Annotated in this window: 13 protein-coding genes and 1 tRNA gene; 9 read left to right on the top strand and 5 right to left on the bottom strand. The window is 62.6% G+C overall.

Annotated elements, in window-relative coordinates:
• Positions 1-10: 10 nt before the first annotated feature.
• The gene (locus tag ACR30Z_RS02180; protein WP_434371100.1) at positions 11-4,177 is read left to right on the top strand and encodes an AAA family ATPase; all 4,167 of its coding nucleotides are present in this window, start codon (positions 11-13) and stop codon (positions 4,175-4,177) included.
• Positions 4,178-4,200: 23 nt separating this feature from the next.
• Here ACR30Z_RS02180 and cpaB read toward each other — a convergent pair whose 3' ends face one another.
• From cpaB to ACR30Z_RS02165, 3 genes are all read right to left on the bottom strand, one after another.
• Positions 4,201-5,010, bottom strand: coding sequence for a Flp pilus assembly protein CpaB (gene cpaB, locus ACR30Z_RS02175; protein WP_434371099.1), 810 nt, complete (start codon positions 5,008-5,010; stop codon positions 4,201-4,203).
• A gap of 68 nt (positions 5,011-5,078) precedes the next feature.
• On the bottom strand, positions 5,079-5,351 hold the full coding sequence (locus ACR30Z_RS02170) for an FmdB family zinc ribbon protein (protein ID WP_144648538.1): 273 nt from the start codon (positions 5,349-5,351) through the stop codon (positions 5,079-5,081).
• 145 nt (positions 5,352-5,496) lie between these two features.
• On the bottom strand, positions 5,497-6,111 hold the full coding sequence (locus tag ACR30Z_RS02165; RefSeq protein ID WP_434371098.1) for a 5-formyltetrahydrofolate cyclo-ligase: 615 nt from the start codon (positions 6,109-6,111) through the stop codon (positions 5,497-5,499).
• A 130-nt stretch (positions 6,112-6,241) separates the two neighbouring features.
• Here ACR30Z_RS02165 and galU point away from each other — a divergent pair, with 130 nt between their 5' ends.
• The 8 genes from galU (at position 6,242) to ACR30Z_RS02125 (ending at position 13,200) form a co-directional block, all read left to right on the top strand.
• A complete protein-coding gene (galU, locus tag ACR30Z_RS02160) occupies positions 6,242-7,147 on the top strand; it encodes a UTP--glucose-1-phosphate uridylyltransferase GalU (RefSeq protein ID WP_144648536.1) in 906 nt (301 codons plus the stop codon).
• 6 nt (positions 7,148-7,153) lie between these two features.
• Entirely contained in the window at positions 7,154-7,765 is a 612-nt protein-coding gene (locus tag ACR30Z_RS02155) for a GNAT family N-acetyltransferase (protein ID WP_144648535.1), read from the top strand.
• A gap of 145 nt (positions 7,766-7,910) precedes the next feature.
• Positions 7,911-8,801, top strand: a complete 891-nt coding sequence (locus tag ACR30Z_RS02150) for a hypothetical protein (RefSeq protein WP_144648721.1) — start codon at positions 7,911-7,913, stop codon at positions 8,799-8,801.
• A 6-nt stretch (positions 8,802-8,807) separates the two neighbouring features.
• Positions 8,808-9,608: an SDR family oxidoreductase gene (locus ACR30Z_RS02145; protein WP_144648534.1), complete on the top strand. Its 801-nt coding sequence runs from the start codon at positions 8,808-8,810 to the stop codon at positions 9,606-9,608.
• Positions 9,609-9,646: 38 nt separating this feature from the next.
• Positions 9,647-9,719, top strand: a tRNA-Ala gene (locus ACR30Z_RS02140).
• Between the two features lie 380 nt (positions 9,720-10,099).
• Positions 10,100-10,789 (top strand): helix-turn-helix domain-containing protein, encoded by a 690-nt coding sequence (locus ACR30Z_RS02135; protein ID WP_144648533.1) that lies wholly within the window; start codon positions 10,100-10,102, stop codon positions 10,787-10,789.
• Positions 10,782-11,624, top strand: a complete 843-nt coding sequence (locus tag ACR30Z_RS02130) for a hypothetical protein (RefSeq protein ID WP_434371097.1) — start codon at positions 10,782-10,784, stop codon at positions 11,622-11,624. Before ACR30Z_RS02135 ends, ACR30Z_RS02130 begins: the two co-directional genes overlap by 8 nt.
• Positions 11,625-11,772: 148 nt before the next feature.
• Entirely contained in the window at positions 11,773-13,200 is a 1,428-nt protein-coding gene (locus ACR30Z_RS02125; protein ID WP_434371096.1) for a hypothetical protein, read from the top strand.
• A 1,027-nt stretch (positions 13,201-14,227) separates the two neighbouring features.
• On the opposite strand, the gene ACR30Z_RS02120 is transcribed toward ACR30Z_RS02125, so the two are convergent.
• Together ACR30Z_RS02120 and ACR30Z_RS02115 are read right to left on the bottom strand one after the other, a co-directional pair.
• Positions 14,228-15,124 carry a hypothetical protein gene (locus ACR30Z_RS02120; RefSeq protein WP_434371095.1) on the bottom strand — a complete coding sequence of 299 codons (897 nt, stop codon included), beginning with the start codon at positions 15,122-15,124 and terminating at the stop codon, positions 14,228-14,230.
• Positions 15,125-15,224: 100 nt separating this feature from the next.
• Positions 15,225-15,701, bottom strand: coding sequence for a GNAT family N-acetyltransferase (locus tag ACR30Z_RS02115; protein WP_434371094.1), 477 nt, complete (start codon positions 15,699-15,701; stop codon positions 15,225-15,227).
• Positions 15,702-15,710 lie beyond the last annotated feature (9 nt).

Genomic DNA, 15,710 nt, shown 5'->3' with positions numbered 1-15,710 from the left:
CCTCGAAAGTATGCCGGTATGGTCCAAGGCGTCTAAAGCTAGTACAGAAAAGAAGGCAGAAGTTGTGTCAGTAGGTCAAGGCCACGAAGAGGGCTCCGAAGAGCTCCGGAAATGGCTGTCTGGTCTCAAGCCCGTCACCGGGGCGGACACGATGCTGCGTTTCGTCAAGACGCCGGAAGGCGCTATAGATCTTAGTAACGCACACCCTTCCGGGCTGGCGCAGTTACTGGCGGGCCGGCGAACACGCCTGTCCACCCTGATCAGGGACAGGCAACAATATCTGGTGGCTGCGCGGGCAGCGCGCAACATCCGATCCAAGATCTTCGAGCTCAGCAACGATCGCGGTATCGAAGCCGGGTATTTGTCAGCCGGAACGGTGGTGTGGACATCGGCTGTAGGCGGCAAGCCGCAGCGCGTCTCGGCACCCGTCATGCTGACCTCCATCGTGCTCACCGTTAGGCCGGGCGAAGACGACTTCGAACTTCAGCTCACCGAGCAAGCCCGCATGAACCCGGCCTTGGTGCGCCATTTGAAAACTGTCCACGGCATCGTCTTCGACGTCAACGCCGTAGCCCGCATGGCCTACAACACGGCCAGGCTCGATCCCCAACCGGTCCTGGACCGGTTGTCCACACTGGTTCAGCCCATTCACGGCGCCGAGGTGGAGTTCAACCTGCTGGTCACCACTCTGGCCGACCTTTCGGGGAATCTGGACGATCCCTGGATCAACACCAACAACCCAGTCGTTGCCGCGCTCGCTACGGCAGCCAATGGCGGCGACATTGAACCGGAGTCCATCAAAGCCGGCAGGTTCTCCAGCCTGGACCAAAGGGACCCGGCTGATGAACTTCTCTTGCTTGATGCAGACACGGACCAGCAGTACGTGGTGGATGCCGTTCGCGCCGGGGACTCCCTGGTGGTCAGCACCCCTCCGGGAAGCGGGCAGACACAGACGGCCATCAACGCCATCGGCGCCCTGGTCAGCGAAGGCAAGTCCGTGCTGGTGGTGGGGGACAGGCAGTCCAGCCTCGCCGGTCTCTCCGCCCACCTGGAATCGCTTGGCCTGGATTCGATGCTTTTCCGTCCCGGCAACGGCACCACGCCGCAGCAGCTCAAGGGCCAACTGGTCCGGGCCATCATGCGCAACGAGAAAGCCCTTGAACCACAACTGGGCAATCTCCACCAGACCCTGACCGGACACCGTCACGCCCTCATGGACCACGTCGCCTCGTTGCACAACGTCCGTGAGCGGTGGGGGTGCTCGCCGTATCAGGCGATGCAGTCGCTTGCAGAGCTGACGTCCATTCACCCCGCGCCATCAACCACTGTTCGTTTGAAGCGCAGCGTCCTGGACAACATCAAGGACCGTGAGGAGCTGGCTGGGCGCCTGCGTCGGGCTGCCGAACTGGGCAGCTTCAGCAGGGCTTCCACCTCAAGCCCCTGGTACGGCGCCCGCCTGGTTACCCGCAAGGAGACCGAGGAAGCGCAACAGCTTGCACGCCTGGCCGAGGAGAAGCTCCCCGTCCTGCGGGACCGTATGAAGCAGGTTTCCGATCACGCGGAGATCAGGCTGGGAGAAACACTCAGTGAGTGGGGTGCCCAGCTGGAATTGCTGATCGCCGTGCGGGAGAGCTTGGATAAGTTCACGCCCGACATCTTCGACCGGCCGGTCCACGACCTCATTTCCGCTACAGCCAGCTCTGCCTGGCGGCGTGAGCGCAACCTGGAGATGCCATCCATGCAGCGTTCAAGGCTGCGGAGGGTGGCGAAGGAATATGTGCGGCCCGGCGTTCACATCGCAGACCTTCACAGCTCCCTGGTCCTGGTCCAGGAGCAGCGTGCCCTGTGGGCGGGCTACGCCACCACGCAACGCCATCCTGCAGTGCCTTCCGGGCTTGCGGATCTTGGATCTTTGTACCGGGAACTTGATGGTGAATTGCGCCGCCTCGGTGAGGCCCTGAAGCACACATCTGCTGGAGGGTCCCTCCACGAAGTGCCCTACCTGGAGCTCATGGAGCGGTTGGAACGGCTTGTCGCGGATACCGCCACGTTGGAGACGCTTCCCGAGCGCACGCTCTTGATCGAGGAAATGCGCGAGCATGGCCTTGGCGAATTGCTTGCCGACCTCGCCGCGCGAGAAGTACCCGCCTCGTCGGTGGCCGCCGAGCTGGACCTGGCGTGGTGGCAGTCCGCGCTGGAGGCCATGATCAGTGGTGATGATTACCTCGCTATGTCCGACGGCGACTCCCTGCGTCGACTTGAGGCCGAGTACCGCCTTGCGGATCAGGCCCACATCGCCAGTGGCGCTGCCCGGCTTCGGTGGCAGTTGGCCCAGAAGTGGCGCCAGGGGATCCTGGAACATCCACGGCAGGCCGAGCTGCTTCGTGCGTTGCTGAAGGATGGACGGGTCACCTTGCCGGCCCTGAGCGCACAAGCTCCGGACTTGGTGCCGTTGCTGGTCCCGGTGTGGTCGGTCAGCCCGTACCTGCTCACCGGCGTACTTCCTGCAGAGCAGAAGTTTGACGCCGTAGTGATCATCGACGCCGAATCCACGTCCCTGCAGGCCGTTCTCCCCGCCATTGCCCGGGCGCAACAGGTGGTTGCCTTCGGTGATGCGAAGATCGCCAACGCGCGGACGTTCAGTGTGGCAGTGGAACCGCCGGTTGCCGGCGTGGCCAACCACGAGAATGTGGACAGTGCATTCAAGGCGCTGGCCAGGGTTTTGCCTACCTGGCAGCTGAACTGGGTGTACCGCGCGGTGGATGAGGACTTGATCCTTCAGCTAAGCAAGAACTACTACGACGGCGGCCTCCGCCGGCTGCCCGATGGCAACTCGGTCACGGGGCTGGATCGCTCAATCCATGTGGAGTACATTCCCGACGGAACCGGACTCCCCGGGGCTGACCATGAGGGTGTGGAGTCCGTCACCGCCGAAGTCAACCGCGTAGTGGACCTTGTCTTCGAACACGCCAGGCTCAGGCCCCGCACGTCCTTGGCTGTAGTGACGGCCAGCCTGCGTCACGCCGCACGGATCGGCGAGGCCATCAGGCTGCAGTTGCCTAACCATTCTTTGCTGTCTGCTTTCTTTGGCGCCGGTCCTGAGTCCTTCCGGGTGGTGGACCTTGAGCGCGCCCAGGGCCTTGTGCGGGACCACGTTATTTTCTCGTTGGGGTACGGCCGGACTCCGCATGGCCGCGCGCTTCATTCCTTCGGTCCGCTGTCCGTGGAAGGCGGGCGGAACCGCTTCGCCCTGGCGATGACCCGCGCCCGCCGTTCCATGCACGTCCTGAGCTGCTTCCGGCCTGAGGACCTGGATCTTGACCGCCTTGCCCACGGTGCGGTGGACTTCTACGAACTGCTGGACCGGGAGCTCTCCGGAAACAGTAACCTCGGAACACCTGCGTCCCGTGCCGTCGCCAGTGAGCAGGCCCTGGGGGAGGACCCCCTGGTAGCTGACTTGGGGGAACGCCTGCGCGCCCGGGGTGCCCGTGTCTGGCACCTCTACGATGGCGTGTTGGACATCGCGGCGGCGGCTGACCCTGTGCACACGATTGGCAGGGAGGGCGCTGAGATCCCTACGCCGGTTGCCATCGAGTCCGATGGCACCGAACGCTACAGGCGCATGAGTGTCCGCGAACGCAGCCGGTTGCGGCCGCAACTGCTGGAGCGCATGGGGTGGCGATACATGTCGCTGTGGACCATTGAGGTCTTCACTGACCCGTCCTCCTGCGCTGATCGGATAGGTTCTTACCTGGGGCTCGAGAACCACATTCCGCAGCCTGCGGCCTCGCCTCAGCATGGCTTCCTGGACATGGATGTTGAACAATTGAATCTGGACCATGCGCAGCCAACGTTCGGCCGGAGTTCGGCCCGACGGGCGGACGGCGAATCCAGTAACGCTGCCGGCGACGACTCCGACGTCGCTGAGGACAAGAAGGAAGCACCAATGACGGCACGGGGAACAGAGGCAGAAGACAGTTCCGTGGAAGAATCCGGCGAATCACTCAGCAGCATAGAAAGCGACGCTGCAGACGCGAAGGGAGCAGGGGTGAAGCCCAGCTCCGGCGGTATTCTTCCCACCAAGGCTGCCGAAGACGACCCTCGTCGATGGGGCGACGAGGCAGGCTACGACCATGAGCAGTGGCTGAAGGAGCAAAAGCCCCCGCACTGGGGCTGAATGGCTCCCGGTTGCTGATCTGGTCATTGCTGGTTCACCAACACAAAGAAAAGCTTGCCCTGCGTTGACGCGCCGGCAAGCTTTTCTGCTTGTTGGGGATCGGCCGCCACCACAACCAGCCCGTCGGTGTCGCTCGTTCCGAGCCATTCCCCAGTCTTCCCGCCTTGGGATGAGGTCCACAGCACCGGAACAGGGCCGGCCAGCACTTGGCTCTGCCTGGACTCGTCATAGGAGCCTGCCGCAGTGAGGACCACAGTCACCAGCTGGCCGGGGGAGAGTAGCTGGATGGATGAAGGATCGGCCATACGAAGCGGCACAGCTGCAGTGCCCACAGGTGCTCCGGTGAGGAGCCCCGGTCCCAGAAGGTTGGACTCGGCAGGGGCTTGGCCCTTGCCGAGGGGCGACGCGAGTTGACGGCCAACCAGGGCCTCAGCATCCACCAGTGTGCCGGAGATGGCGAGGTCAGGTGGCATGGACGCGCGGGTGAAATCGGACGCGGTGAGGACGGCACCCGTAGGAAGGTCGCGTGCTGCGACAAGGACGCTGACTCGCTGCTCGGACGCTGGAGTCAGTTGCTGTACGACGATGCCGGCGGCCACACACAGTAAGAGGGCAACCGTGAGACGACGGTTGCGTCCGATCCAGGACGTCCATCTGCGTCGGAAGCCTCGCCGGTGACCACTGCCCCGCGCCTGATTGCGGGTGCCCCCGGCGACGTTACTGCCGGGGGAAACGGAGCGATGGGCTTGGGATCGGCGGACCCTGGGCCGGGCGGCGGAGGCCGCTGAGCGTTCGGAGCGGGCCAGAAGCGTGCTTGGTGAGGTGTGTGGCATGCGGCCACGTTAGCCAGCAGTCCTGGCCCCCAGACAGCGCCCCGGAGGCCTATGTGGAAAAAGTCAGGTTAGCTGGCCGCGGCCGCAGCTGCGGGGGCGGCCGCCGGGGCAGAGGACGTGGCTGCAGGGGCTGCCGGGGCAGCGGAAACCGTGCTGCCTTTGGCATCACGGGAGTCAGTGCGGTAGAAGCCCGAGCCCTTGAAGACAACGCCAACGCTGTTGAACTTCTTGCGAAGCGCGCCCTTGCATTCGGGGCACTCCGTCAGGGAGCTGTCAGAGAAGGACTGGACGATGTCAAAGGCATGGTCACAGTCTTTGCAGGCGTATGCGTATGTGGGCACTGAGTTCCTCCTTCAGGACAAGGTTCAGGTCCTGTGCAGCAGTGCCGGAGATAATCCGCATTAGCAGTCGCAGGGCCTGAGTGCCAATTCTATCATCCGGCCAGCTGGCCTGTGCCAGTGGATGTGCCGGAACTCACCAAGGTCGTCACACTGTCCCGGCGGTGTCGTCCAGCCGGACGACACCGGAGGGTGTCAGGACTTCCCGCACAGGGCGATCAAAGGCTTCGGCGGGAATGGAACCAGAAGGCAACAGATCGTCGTCGTACACCACAGCGATGGTGGGCGGCCTCTGGCCGGAAGCGTCGAGGCCCTGGAGGAGCCGGTCGTAGTAGCCGCCACCTTGGCCGATCCGATTACCGTCCCTGTCCACCGCTGTTGCCGGCATGAAAATGCCCGCAATCCCGGCTATCACGGAGCTTTCCAGTCGTTCGCCTTCGGGTTCATCGATCGGAGCATAAGCTGACCGCACGAACAGTGTGGCGGGTGTCCAATACACCCAACTCAACTGCCTGCCCGGCTCGCAGACCGGGAGGAGTACGCGGTGGCCGGCCTTGTGGAGCGCCTCGATGAGCGGCAGCGTGGGCGGCTCGAAAGCCACCCCGACATAGACCGCATAAGTGGCTGCCGGGCCGGGGGAGATTGTCTCCGCCCACGCCACGCCGTGCTGCGCGATCGCCTCGCCCGCGGCCAGGATTTGTTCGGGTGCGAGGGTCCGCCGCTGGAGGCGCCGGCTACTGCGGATGTCTTCCTTCGTTGCCATGTGTATCCGATCCTGAAGCTCGCGTGATGCCGGTCGAACAGCGGGGGCTGTCCGTAGTGGAAACTAAAATGCGCTTCCCGGCGCGGCGAGGGTTTAGCCGTTGATGTGTTCCTTCCGTTAGATTAGTCCGGTGACTCTCGATAACAATGCTGTCCGTAAGGCCGTCATCCCCGCAGCGGGTCTTGGTACCAGGTTCCTCCCTGCAACAAAGGCGATGCCGAAGGAAATGCTGCCCGTGGTTGACAAGCCAGCCATCCAGTACGTCGTCGAAGAAGCGGTCAAGGTGGGTCTGCACGACGTCCTGATGATCACAGGACGCAGCAAGCGCGCCCTGGAAGATCACTTTGACCGTGTCCCGGCCCTGGAAGCGACGCTGGCGGAAAAGGGCGATACCGCCAAGCTTGAGGCCATCCAATCCGCCACCAACCTCGGCGACATCCACTACGTTCGCCAGGGCGACCCTAACGGCCTCGGCCACGCTGTCCTTCGTGCAAAGCAGCACGTCGGCTACGAGCCGTTCGCCGTTCTGCTCGGTGATGACCTGATCGATGCCCGCGAAGACCTGCTGAGCGAAATGATCGCCGTCCAGCAGAAGACCGGCGGTTCAGTGGTTGCCCTCATCGAGGTGGAGCCTTCCAAGATCAGCGCTTACGGCTGCGCCGACGTCGAGGACATCGGTGAAGAGGGCCACGTGCGCATCAAGCAGCTCGTGGAGAAGCCGTCTCCGGAAGAAGCTCCGTCGAACCTCGCCGTGATCGGCCGCTACGTGCTGCACCCGGCCGTATTCGATGTCCTGGAGAAGACGGCCCCCGGACGTGGTGGCGAGATCCAGCTGACGGACGCCCTCGAAGTGCTCGCTGCAGGCGAAGGTGAGGGCTACGGCGTGTACGGCGTGGTCTTCCGCGGCCGCCGCTACGACACCGGTGACAAGCTCAGCTACCTTAAGGCCTGCATCGAGCTCGCCTGCGAACGCGAGGACCTCGGTCCCGAGCTGCGCGAGTGGTTGCCGACCTTCACTGCCGCACTTCCCAAGTAACACCGCATGTACGGCTCTGCGATCTGGCCGGTGACGCTGGAAAGCGGAGACCTGATTCTGCGGCCCATCCGATACCGCGACAAGCGGGAGTGGTCCGAAGTCCGTTCGCGGAACAGTGAGTGGCTGGCGCCGTGGGAGGCGTCCAACCCGGCCCCGGGTGGACGCCTGCCCAGTTACCGCCAGATGGTGGCGTCCCTGAATGATCAGGCCCGTCAGGCGACGGCGCTGCCCTTCCTCATTGTTGAGCGCACGCCCGGCTTCCGGGAGCCGAGGATCGTGGGGCAACTGACGGTGTCATCCATTGTGTGGGGCTCGGCCATGATGGCCACACTGGGCTATTGGGTTGATAAAGAACGAGCCGGGCACGGTATCGCTCCGACGGCGGTTGCGATGGCAACCGATCACTGCTTCAGGGTGTTGGGGCTTCACCGGATGGAAATCAACATCAGGCCGGAGAATGCACCCAGCCTGCGGGTGGTGGAGAAGCTTGGATTCCGCGATGAGGGCTACCGCGAAAGGTACCTGCACATCAATGGCGAGTGGGCTGATCACCGTTCCTTCGCGCTCACGTCCGACGAAGTCCCGGAGGGACTCCTGCGCCGGTGGCTCAGAGGATAAACGGGCAGGTCATGGGCCTTTTTGGCCGTATCTCCAGTCATTTGCGGACTCGACCACGACACACCGGTCGCAATGCCGCCACCCCCGGTGATTTGCTTCTACGGTTTTGAATGTGGACTTCCCTCTCAGCAGCTCAGTGATACTTGTGGTCACTGTTGCGCTGTGGATGGTTTGGGTGGCGCCTTACGTTTTGCGGAACAGGCGGCAACAAGTCCAAGCGGCCGCTGTCCCAGCAGAGGCATTTGATGATGAACCAGACGACGCGCAGGCAGGGGTGGTACTGACTTTGGCACCTCAGCAGGAGAAACCGATGGAGACCATGCACAGCAAAGCACAGGCGTCGCCCCAGGAATCCCGCACGGCTGAGTCGTCTGCTCGAAAAGCTCCGGTCACTCCCTTCACCATCCGCTATGCACGGTGCACGTTGGCGTTGGCCGGCCTCGCGCTGCTGCTGACCGCAGTGATTTCCGGCGTTCTCCGTATCTTTGGAACCGGATCCGTGTGGTTGCCGTTGGTATCACTCATCGGTGCGGTAGTGGCCGTCGTCGTCCTGCGAAGGCTCGCCCTCAGGGATCTCCGCGAACGCCGTGCCCGCCGGGCCGCACAGGCCTCACCTATTCCTACGCCTGCGCGCTATTTGCCGAAGGACCAGCCTGTCGAATCGAAGGACACGCCGGTCTTCGATGCCGAAGCCAGCAGCCGCGAGGCTGCCCGTCTGTCCGCCGTGGAACTTCGCCAGGCCGCATTGGCTGTCGCTGTTGCCGCTGGCGACGAATCCGCTCAGGCCGCCGAGGGCGTCAAGGGCGCAAGCTGGGAGCCGGTGGCGGTTCCCAAGCCCACGTATGTTGATGCGGCCAAGGCGCCCAGGCCCGCTCCCGAACCCTTGGATCTTCCCGAGGCGCCCAAGCCCGTTGGCAAGCCCGTCCTGAAGCAGGCTGGCGAGCAGCCAGTCGCGTCAACGGTGGCAGTTGCGTCGGTCAAGGGCCAGAGCGCACTCAGCAACTTGGACAACATCCTTCAGCGCCGCCGCGCATAGCCGCCGATGACCTCCCTCTGCGTTGCCGGTGGGACGGGTCAGGTTGGTCGTGAGGTTGTCCGTCTCGCTCTTTCGGCGGGGCACACGGTAACCGTCTTGAGTCGCCATGTGCCGCCTTCCAGATCGGAGAAGCGTCACGACGGCGCCACCTACTTAGCGGGCGATGTCACCACGGGCGAAGGGCTGGCGGCCGCTGTGGCTGGTGCCGACGTCGTTATTGACTGCCTGGAAGGTCAGTTCGGTAAAGCCCAAAGGCAATTTGCCGACGGCGGCGCACGCCTGCTTGCCGCCGCGCACCTTGCCGGTGTCCGGCGGGCGGTGGCCTTGTCCATCATCAACTGCGATCTAAGCACGTTCTCCTACTACGTCTCCAAGGCGGACAAGGAGCGGGCCTACCATGCGGCTGAGCTGGAAACTGCGGTGGTGCGTGCTACGCAGTTCCATGGTTTGGTGGCGATGATCTTCGCTGCCGGCGCCAAGGTTGGCCTCATTCCGTCGTTCAAGGGAGTGAAATTCCAATCCATCTCGCCCGTGGACGTGGCCGGAGCGCTGCTGGCAGTGGCGTTGACGGATCCGTTTCCTGAGCGGCACAGCGTGCGCACGGTGGGTGGTCCGGAGGTGCTGACCATGAGGGCGATGGCTGAGGTGTGGAAGGCCGGAACCGGCATGCGCGGCAAGATCATCGAGCTGCCGTTGCCCGGTCCCATGGGCGCTTTCCTGCGTGCCGGCCACAACCTGATCCCCGGGCAGGCCGCCGGCACGGAGACGTTCGTGTCGTGGTTGGAAAAGCGCAGGGAAAGTTTGTAGCCTAGGGACACTGGCCGGGTGGTTGAACGCCGGGTCCGGGGGCTATAGCTCAGTTGGTAGAGCGCTTCGTTCGCATCGAAGAGGTCAGGAGTTCGAATCTCCTTAGCTCCACAGATGGCGGTGTTTCTTGACCACTCCTTTGTGACAGATAAACACTTTCGTAACACTTTGGTCCGAATGATCGGAAATTCCCTGCCGATGTAATGAATGTCATCGCATGAATGTAAGCACGCCGGCCGTCCCAATATCGTCGGCTCCGCTCATGTCGTGTCTGCTGGTGCCTACGGAACGTTGCCCGTCAGCAGAGCTCTCGCATAGAGGTAACCGAAGAAGTGGCCCGCAAGTGTGAGAGGCGGGAACCGCAACGCCTGGTTCTCCTGGTCGCTGCGGTAAGTCCAACTATTGACACTTATCCCCACAACCGTAGGGATTAGCGCCAGGGTCCGCATTAAACTATTGACACTAAGCCCTACGACTGTAGGGTTTAGTGTATGCAGGACATGAGCGGGATGACCGTCGCGGAGGCCGGGGACAGGCTCGGTATCACTCGCGCCTCTGTTCATGACCTGCTCGAGTCTGGCCAGTTGACGGCCAGTGGCCGCGCTGGCCGCATGTTGCTCATCAATCGTTCGTCGGTGGAGCGCCTGGCCATGGCCGGCACCCGTCGTGGCCGCGCCTGGACGGCCAAGACTGCTTGGGCGGCATTGGCGCTGCTCTCTGGTCAGAACCCCACATGGATCAGCGCTTCGGAGAAGTCCCGCTTGAAGACTCGACTGCGTGAGCTGGACGCCGACGCCGTTCGTGTTCTTGCCCGGAACAAGGACAAAACCCACCGCTATCGGGCGACCCCGGACGGGCTGGCCGCACTTAACGACCACCTGATCCCCAGTGGTGCCTCGGCAATGCGCGCGGAATCCATTGCCGGGACCTTCGGGATGGCCGGCGGGAGCGGGACTGCCGAAGGCTATGTCATGCTCGGCGACGTATCCGCCCTCGCGGACGCGTTCGGCCTGGTTGAGGACCCCGACGGCAATGCCATCATTCATGAAGTCGATTTGGATGAACCCTTCGTTGACGGCCGGGCGCCGGTGGCAGCTATCGCTGTGGACCTCATGGCCTCACTGGCAACCCGCGAACGCAGCGCCGGACAACGCGTCATCAACGAACTGCTCCATGGCTGAAGCTGAACTGGACGCCGTCGCCGAAGCGGCAGATGACCCCGAGACCTGGGACGTGGCCGTACCTCTTGGAGGCTGGGGAACGCCATGGCCACAGTGCGTGGAACTGGCTCGGGCCCTGCCGTCCACCCAATGGACGTTGGTCGGTGGGCTCATGGTGCAGCTGCACGCTGCGGCCGCAGGCCTTGCCGTCTCCCGGCCAACGGCGGATGTCGACATCGTGCTGCACATCGAGACCGGTGCGGCGACGACGGCTGCAGTCAGTGCTGTCCTGAACGGGCTTGGGTACACCCTGGAGAAGTCCATCTCCCATGACGCACCAGCCCACCGTTTCCTCCGCGGCAAGCAGCAGATCGACGTGATGGTGGCCGACCACCTGGCCCCGGCGAAGATCCCGACGCTCGGCGGCCGCAGACCATTTCAGGTATCCGGCGGCACGCAGGCGCTGCAGCGGACTGTGAACTGCCGAATGACCGTCGACGACGACGAACCGGTCCTCATTAGCGTCCCCAATGCCCTCGGGGCATTGGTCTTGAAGGGAGCGGCCTACCGCGAAGACTCCCGGGACAGGGACCGGCACCTCGATGATGCCGCTGTCCTCTGCGCGACCATCAGAACACCTCTGGTCACGGCGACCCAGATGAAGGGCAGCGACAAATCCAGGATTCGTTCCCTGCACAAAGAGCTGGCCGATCCGGGGCACCGATCGTGGCAGCTGCTGGACCCAGTCGACCGGACACCGGCCATGGACGCGCTGCGCATACTTGCCGCCAATCACAGCCTGCCGCCAGCCAACCGCCTCAAATCCGGCCGACAACGTCGAGGAACGGCTGTCTAATAACAGTGGTCAGAAAATCCCGGCCATTGTTATTTGACGTAAGAGCAAAGCGCGGCCTACGTATGCGCATGGTCAAAGTTATAGGGGCTTGATGTGGCAGCATGCTGTCGGGGCGATCAATCTCGCCCGGTCAGAAAGGGAACCCATAGTGCCACCGCGTCAGACACCGGCCCAGAAGTTGTCGGCCAAGCTATTGCTGGGGGGTGCCTGGGCTCCGGTGACCAGCACCATCGGGTTCATTAACCGTCCGCTGGACGAAGCCGCCCTCGAATGGCGGGTGTGGGCACAGGGCCGTCCCGAGGAGTGGGGTGGTCAAGGTGTGGGCGTCACAGAACATCACGGCAAGTTGAAGGAACTGCTCGAGAAGCTGTTGCCGCTCGACGGGGGTTCCAGGTGGCTTCTTCTGGAGACGACCAATCCGGAGTGGACTGCCGTGATGGACAGCTCCCGCCAGGGCGCAAACCTGCACGCCGCCCTTCACATGCATTTCCCGGACGCACGAGGCATTTCGACCATCGAAGTTGAAGACGTTCCCAAGAACCTCAAGCGCATACCAATCGAGATCGCACGCGGCCGCTGGGGCTCCCGGCATCTAACGGTCCACGACAAGGACGGGCTGAAGAGATTTCTCAGCCTCACCGACTTTGAGCCGTGGAAGTTCAACCAGAATGGCGAGCCCTACGATTTCGAGGACACGTCCAAGTACGAGGAACCAAAGATAACGGACCGTTTCACCCACGAGATGCTCGTCGAGTACTGCCGTCAGCTGGGGTTGGAACCGTTCGAAGACGACTTCTACGTCCCTACCGGCCGCGCCGTGTTGGTGGAGCTTCTCGGCTCTTCCCGTGAGCGGGACGGGTACACCCTGGCAGAAGCCAGAGCAGGCTTCGATGACATGGACCACCCCCGTGTGGAGGCACCCGTGGAATGGAAGCAGCTCCACCCGTCCGGCGTCGAATACCCGCCCTATGATGCTACGTTCCCGATGACCGGGTACAAGCGCTTTGCCAAGCCAGCCCCGTGGGATGACGCCCGGACAGAATTTGAGCAAAGCCTGCAGCGGTACAGCTCTCATCCGGGGGAGGCATCCCTGAGTGTCGGCCTCGATGAGCATGGGACATTGGCCTACCCGACGTTTGAGATCACCAGCCCGCGACTCAGTGTCCTGGTCGCCCCGACACTGCTGGAAGCGCCGGCAGCGGTCCGTGAGTACACGGCGGCGTTCATGAGCGTCCAGTACGAGGAGTTCAACGGTAAGTCCGTCTACAAGGCGTTCTATCCGAACAAGAAGCAGATGGCCGTCATCCGGAAGCTATACAAGGACCAGGGCCTGTACCCGTTCGACCAGCCATCCGACGGCGTCTACTTCACGCTGGCGCTGGACAAGATGGTCCGCATGATGACCGACCTGAAGCTCACATCTGAGCTCGTGGACTGGGAGAACACCATCGCTCAGGCAGGGCCCAAGGAGGTGCCTTCACCGGACCGGCGAAGCCACTCGAAGGCCTGGGACATCCGACTGCACATCCAGGAGAACGAGGACGCCATCTGGAACGCCGAACTCGACGACCGCTAAATCCGCGGAGCACTCCGCAGTGCTTGACTGAATTGCATCGGATCGGAGTGGGTTGAGTCTGAAATGAGGAGATGTCTCGGGGTGAGTCGCTTCGCGAAGTGTCCGCGGAACGGGAGCGTAAGGATGGTTTCGAGACCGGTGTTCCAAGCTTCGATGAGCACGGCTAAGCTAATCCGCTCCGGGCTCGGCTCTACCGGCATTCTCACATCGCGGACCTTGGTGAACCAGCCGACGAATGCTGACTTGTCCAACCCTTTGAAGCCGTACTCATCGGACCACGATGGCGGGATAGCGGGATGGAGTTTACGGCCAGGTAAAGACTGCGTCTTCATCAGTTCTGAAGTGGGATGAATGTGCTTTGTGTCTTCTATTTCGTACCAGTGCATGGCTCTGGCCCATGCACTTTTCCAGCGCTCTTCCCACTCGTCAGCGTCCGGACTCCGCGGTAGTTCAGAGTCGCCAGTATCCGGCGGAGCGGCCAAGGCGGGAACTTCCTCAATCCCGTCCAGCCGCCAAGCTTCTCGCACAAACAGAAGCAGTGACAGATGAGCCGGACAGCGGTCGACACTTATGACCATGTCGCGCGGCCACGCACTATGTAATGACGACTGACCCAAAGGCATGATATGTCCCCCTTCGGCATCACCATACTCGGGAGGCTGGGCTTAGTGAATGAGGCAGTTTGCGGCGCGGGGACACGTGCTTCGGAGGGAAACCGCAGAGAACCGGGCTGACTCCCACTGACCTTTTACCGTGATCGGCCCAGCAAACGGCTCTGCTGACAGCCTCGGTCCCGAGGATCCAGCACACGACGGCGGCGGCAAGTGCCGGCACAGTTACGGACACGGCCATGACCGTTCGTCGGACCGGGATCTGGTCCCTGTAGTAGGCCGCGGAGTGCTGGCCGACTGCAAGATCGAACCCGGCCCACCAAGCCCAGGAGGTCGTAAATGCCGTTAGGATCAGCAAGCCGAAGCCAGTGCCCAACCATCCGCCGCCGGTGACCCGACTGCGACGCGAACGCGGCCTATTTGAGGACCCACGCCAGCGTTTCCGGGATGCTGAACGCCATCGTGTTGTCCTCGATGACGGTCAAAGGTTCCATGTCCGAGCCGTGCCACCAGTAGACGTGCTGGCTGAGGGGATGGGTGAGCCTGTCGTACTGGGCAGCGGCCATCCGGGCCATGAACTGCAGGTCCTCGCTGGTGCTGTTTTCCCCAAGGATGTGGAAGTTCAGAGCGGTGGCGGCCGGAGCGGAGATCAACATGCCGTGCTCTCCGACATCCAGGTTCAGGGCTTCAACAAGGTCAGCCGGAAAGACAGCCCACGTCGATTGGAAGTTCGATTCCGACATGATGCCGTACATGGAACCACCGTCATCAGAGGTGATGTGCTGTGGTTGACCGGTGCCTTCAAGTAGCAGGTTCTGCCGTGCCACGTCCCATGCGAGGTCCCCAATCCGTTCCACGTCCGAATCGGTGAGGTAGGAGATGGTGTCGGGTCCGTCGTAGGCCATCAGCAGTGGCAGCTGTGCTATCCACCGAACATAGTTGAAGGATTCTTCAGCCTGCTCTGGGGTGACGGTCGCTGGGTCGATAATTTTCGCCCTGGTCCGCGAGGCGAGTGCTTCGATACTCAAGTCCCTCAGGCTGGGTATATCGTGTTCCCGGAAGCGCGTGTCAAAGTACTGGTTCAGGACGCTCTTCCAATCGCTTTCGGGCACGTCCTTGAGGATGCGGGCGACCGTTTCCAGACCGTACTGGTATCCGTCCCCGCCGGAAATGTGATCGTCAGCGACAGTGGACTGGCGGCCCGACTCGGCAAAAACCACTGAACATAGCCGCCGCATCTCTTCGCCCTGCGATTGGGTGAGGAAGGTGTACGTCCCGTCCATGGGGGTCGACTTGCGGCGGAAGAGTGGCATTGATCGGTTCCATTTCTGCTGGTACGCCTGATAGTTCTGTACGCTCTGTGGCGCAGTTCCCGTCAGTCTAGGCAAAGAATCAGGTGATGCTCGCCAAAGGTCAGGATTCGGAATGTGGCATCGCAGCAGCGCCGTCACGCTCTGAAGGCAGGTTGGGCGACTGCGGGAATTGGTAGAAGAGTTCGGGGTCTCCTTGGTCCAGTCCGAAGACCATTCCCGAGGGCGCCCATCCGCGGCGTGCGAGCAGGCCCTGCATGACCTGGTTCGACAGGTTGCTCGAAGTGAAAAGCTTCGTGTCCCTCTCCCTAGCCTCGACGTCGCTCATGAGAAGTTGGCCGATTCCGGCGTTGCGATGTTGCTCGCCGACCACGATGAGCACCAGGAAGTCATTGCCGAAGAAGGAAGGCTCAACCACTGTGTAACCGACAGGGGAGCCGCCCCTTGTGGCGACTCTGACCGATCCTGATGCGAGCCATTTCCTGAGTTCTGCCCGCCGTCCAGAGTCCTGCTGCGCGATTTGGTCGACCGCTACCAGGTCCTCAAAATGTTCGGCGGTCCCGTCCCCAATAATGTCCATGCTCCTCAT

The organism is Paenarthrobacter sp. FR1 (genome assembly GCF_051106045.1).
Lineage (GTDB): Bacteria > Actinomycetota > Actinomycetes > Actinomycetales > Micrococcaceae > Arthrobacter > Arthrobacter nitroguajacolicus_A.
Note: the sequence above shows the minus strand (reverse complement) of the source record. Positions and strands in the feature narration are given on the sequence as shown.

Coding starts and splice junctions, on each gene's coding strand:
- ACR30Z_RS02115 (WP_434371094.1), bottom strand. CDS start 15,701: ATGGACATTATTGGGGACGGGACCGCCGAACATTTTGAGGACCTGGTA.
- ACR30Z_RS02155 (WP_144648535.1), top strand. CDS start 7,154: ATGTACGGCTCTGCGATCTGGCCGGTGACGCTGGAAAGCGGAGACCTG.
- cpaB (WP_434371099.1), bottom strand. CDS start 5,010: ATGCCACACACCTCACCAAGCACGCTTCTGGCCCGCTCCGAACGCTCA.
- ACR30Z_RS02165 (WP_434371098.1), bottom strand. CDS start 6,111: ATGGCAACGAAGGAAGACATCCGCAGTAGCCGGCGCCTCCAGCGGCGG.
- ACR30Z_RS02180 (WP_434371100.1), top strand. CDS start 11: ATGCCGGTATGGTCCAAGGCGTCTAAAGCTAGTACAGAAAAGAAGGCA.
- ACR30Z_RS02120 (WP_434371095.1), bottom strand. CDS start 15,124: ATGCCACTCTTCCGCCGCAAGTCGACCCCCATGGACGGGACGTACACC.
- ACR30Z_RS02145 (WP_144648534.1), top strand. CDS start 8,808: ATGACCTCCCTCTGCGTTGCCGGTGGGACGGGTCAGGTTGGTCGTGAG.
- ACR30Z_RS02130 (WP_434371097.1), top strand. CDS start 10,782: ATGGCTGAAGCTGAACTGGACGCCGTCGCCGAAGCGGCAGATGACCCC.
- ACR30Z_RS02135 (WP_144648533.1), top strand. CDS start 10,100: ATGCAGGACATGAGCGGGATGACCGTCGCGGAGGCCGGGGACAGGCTC.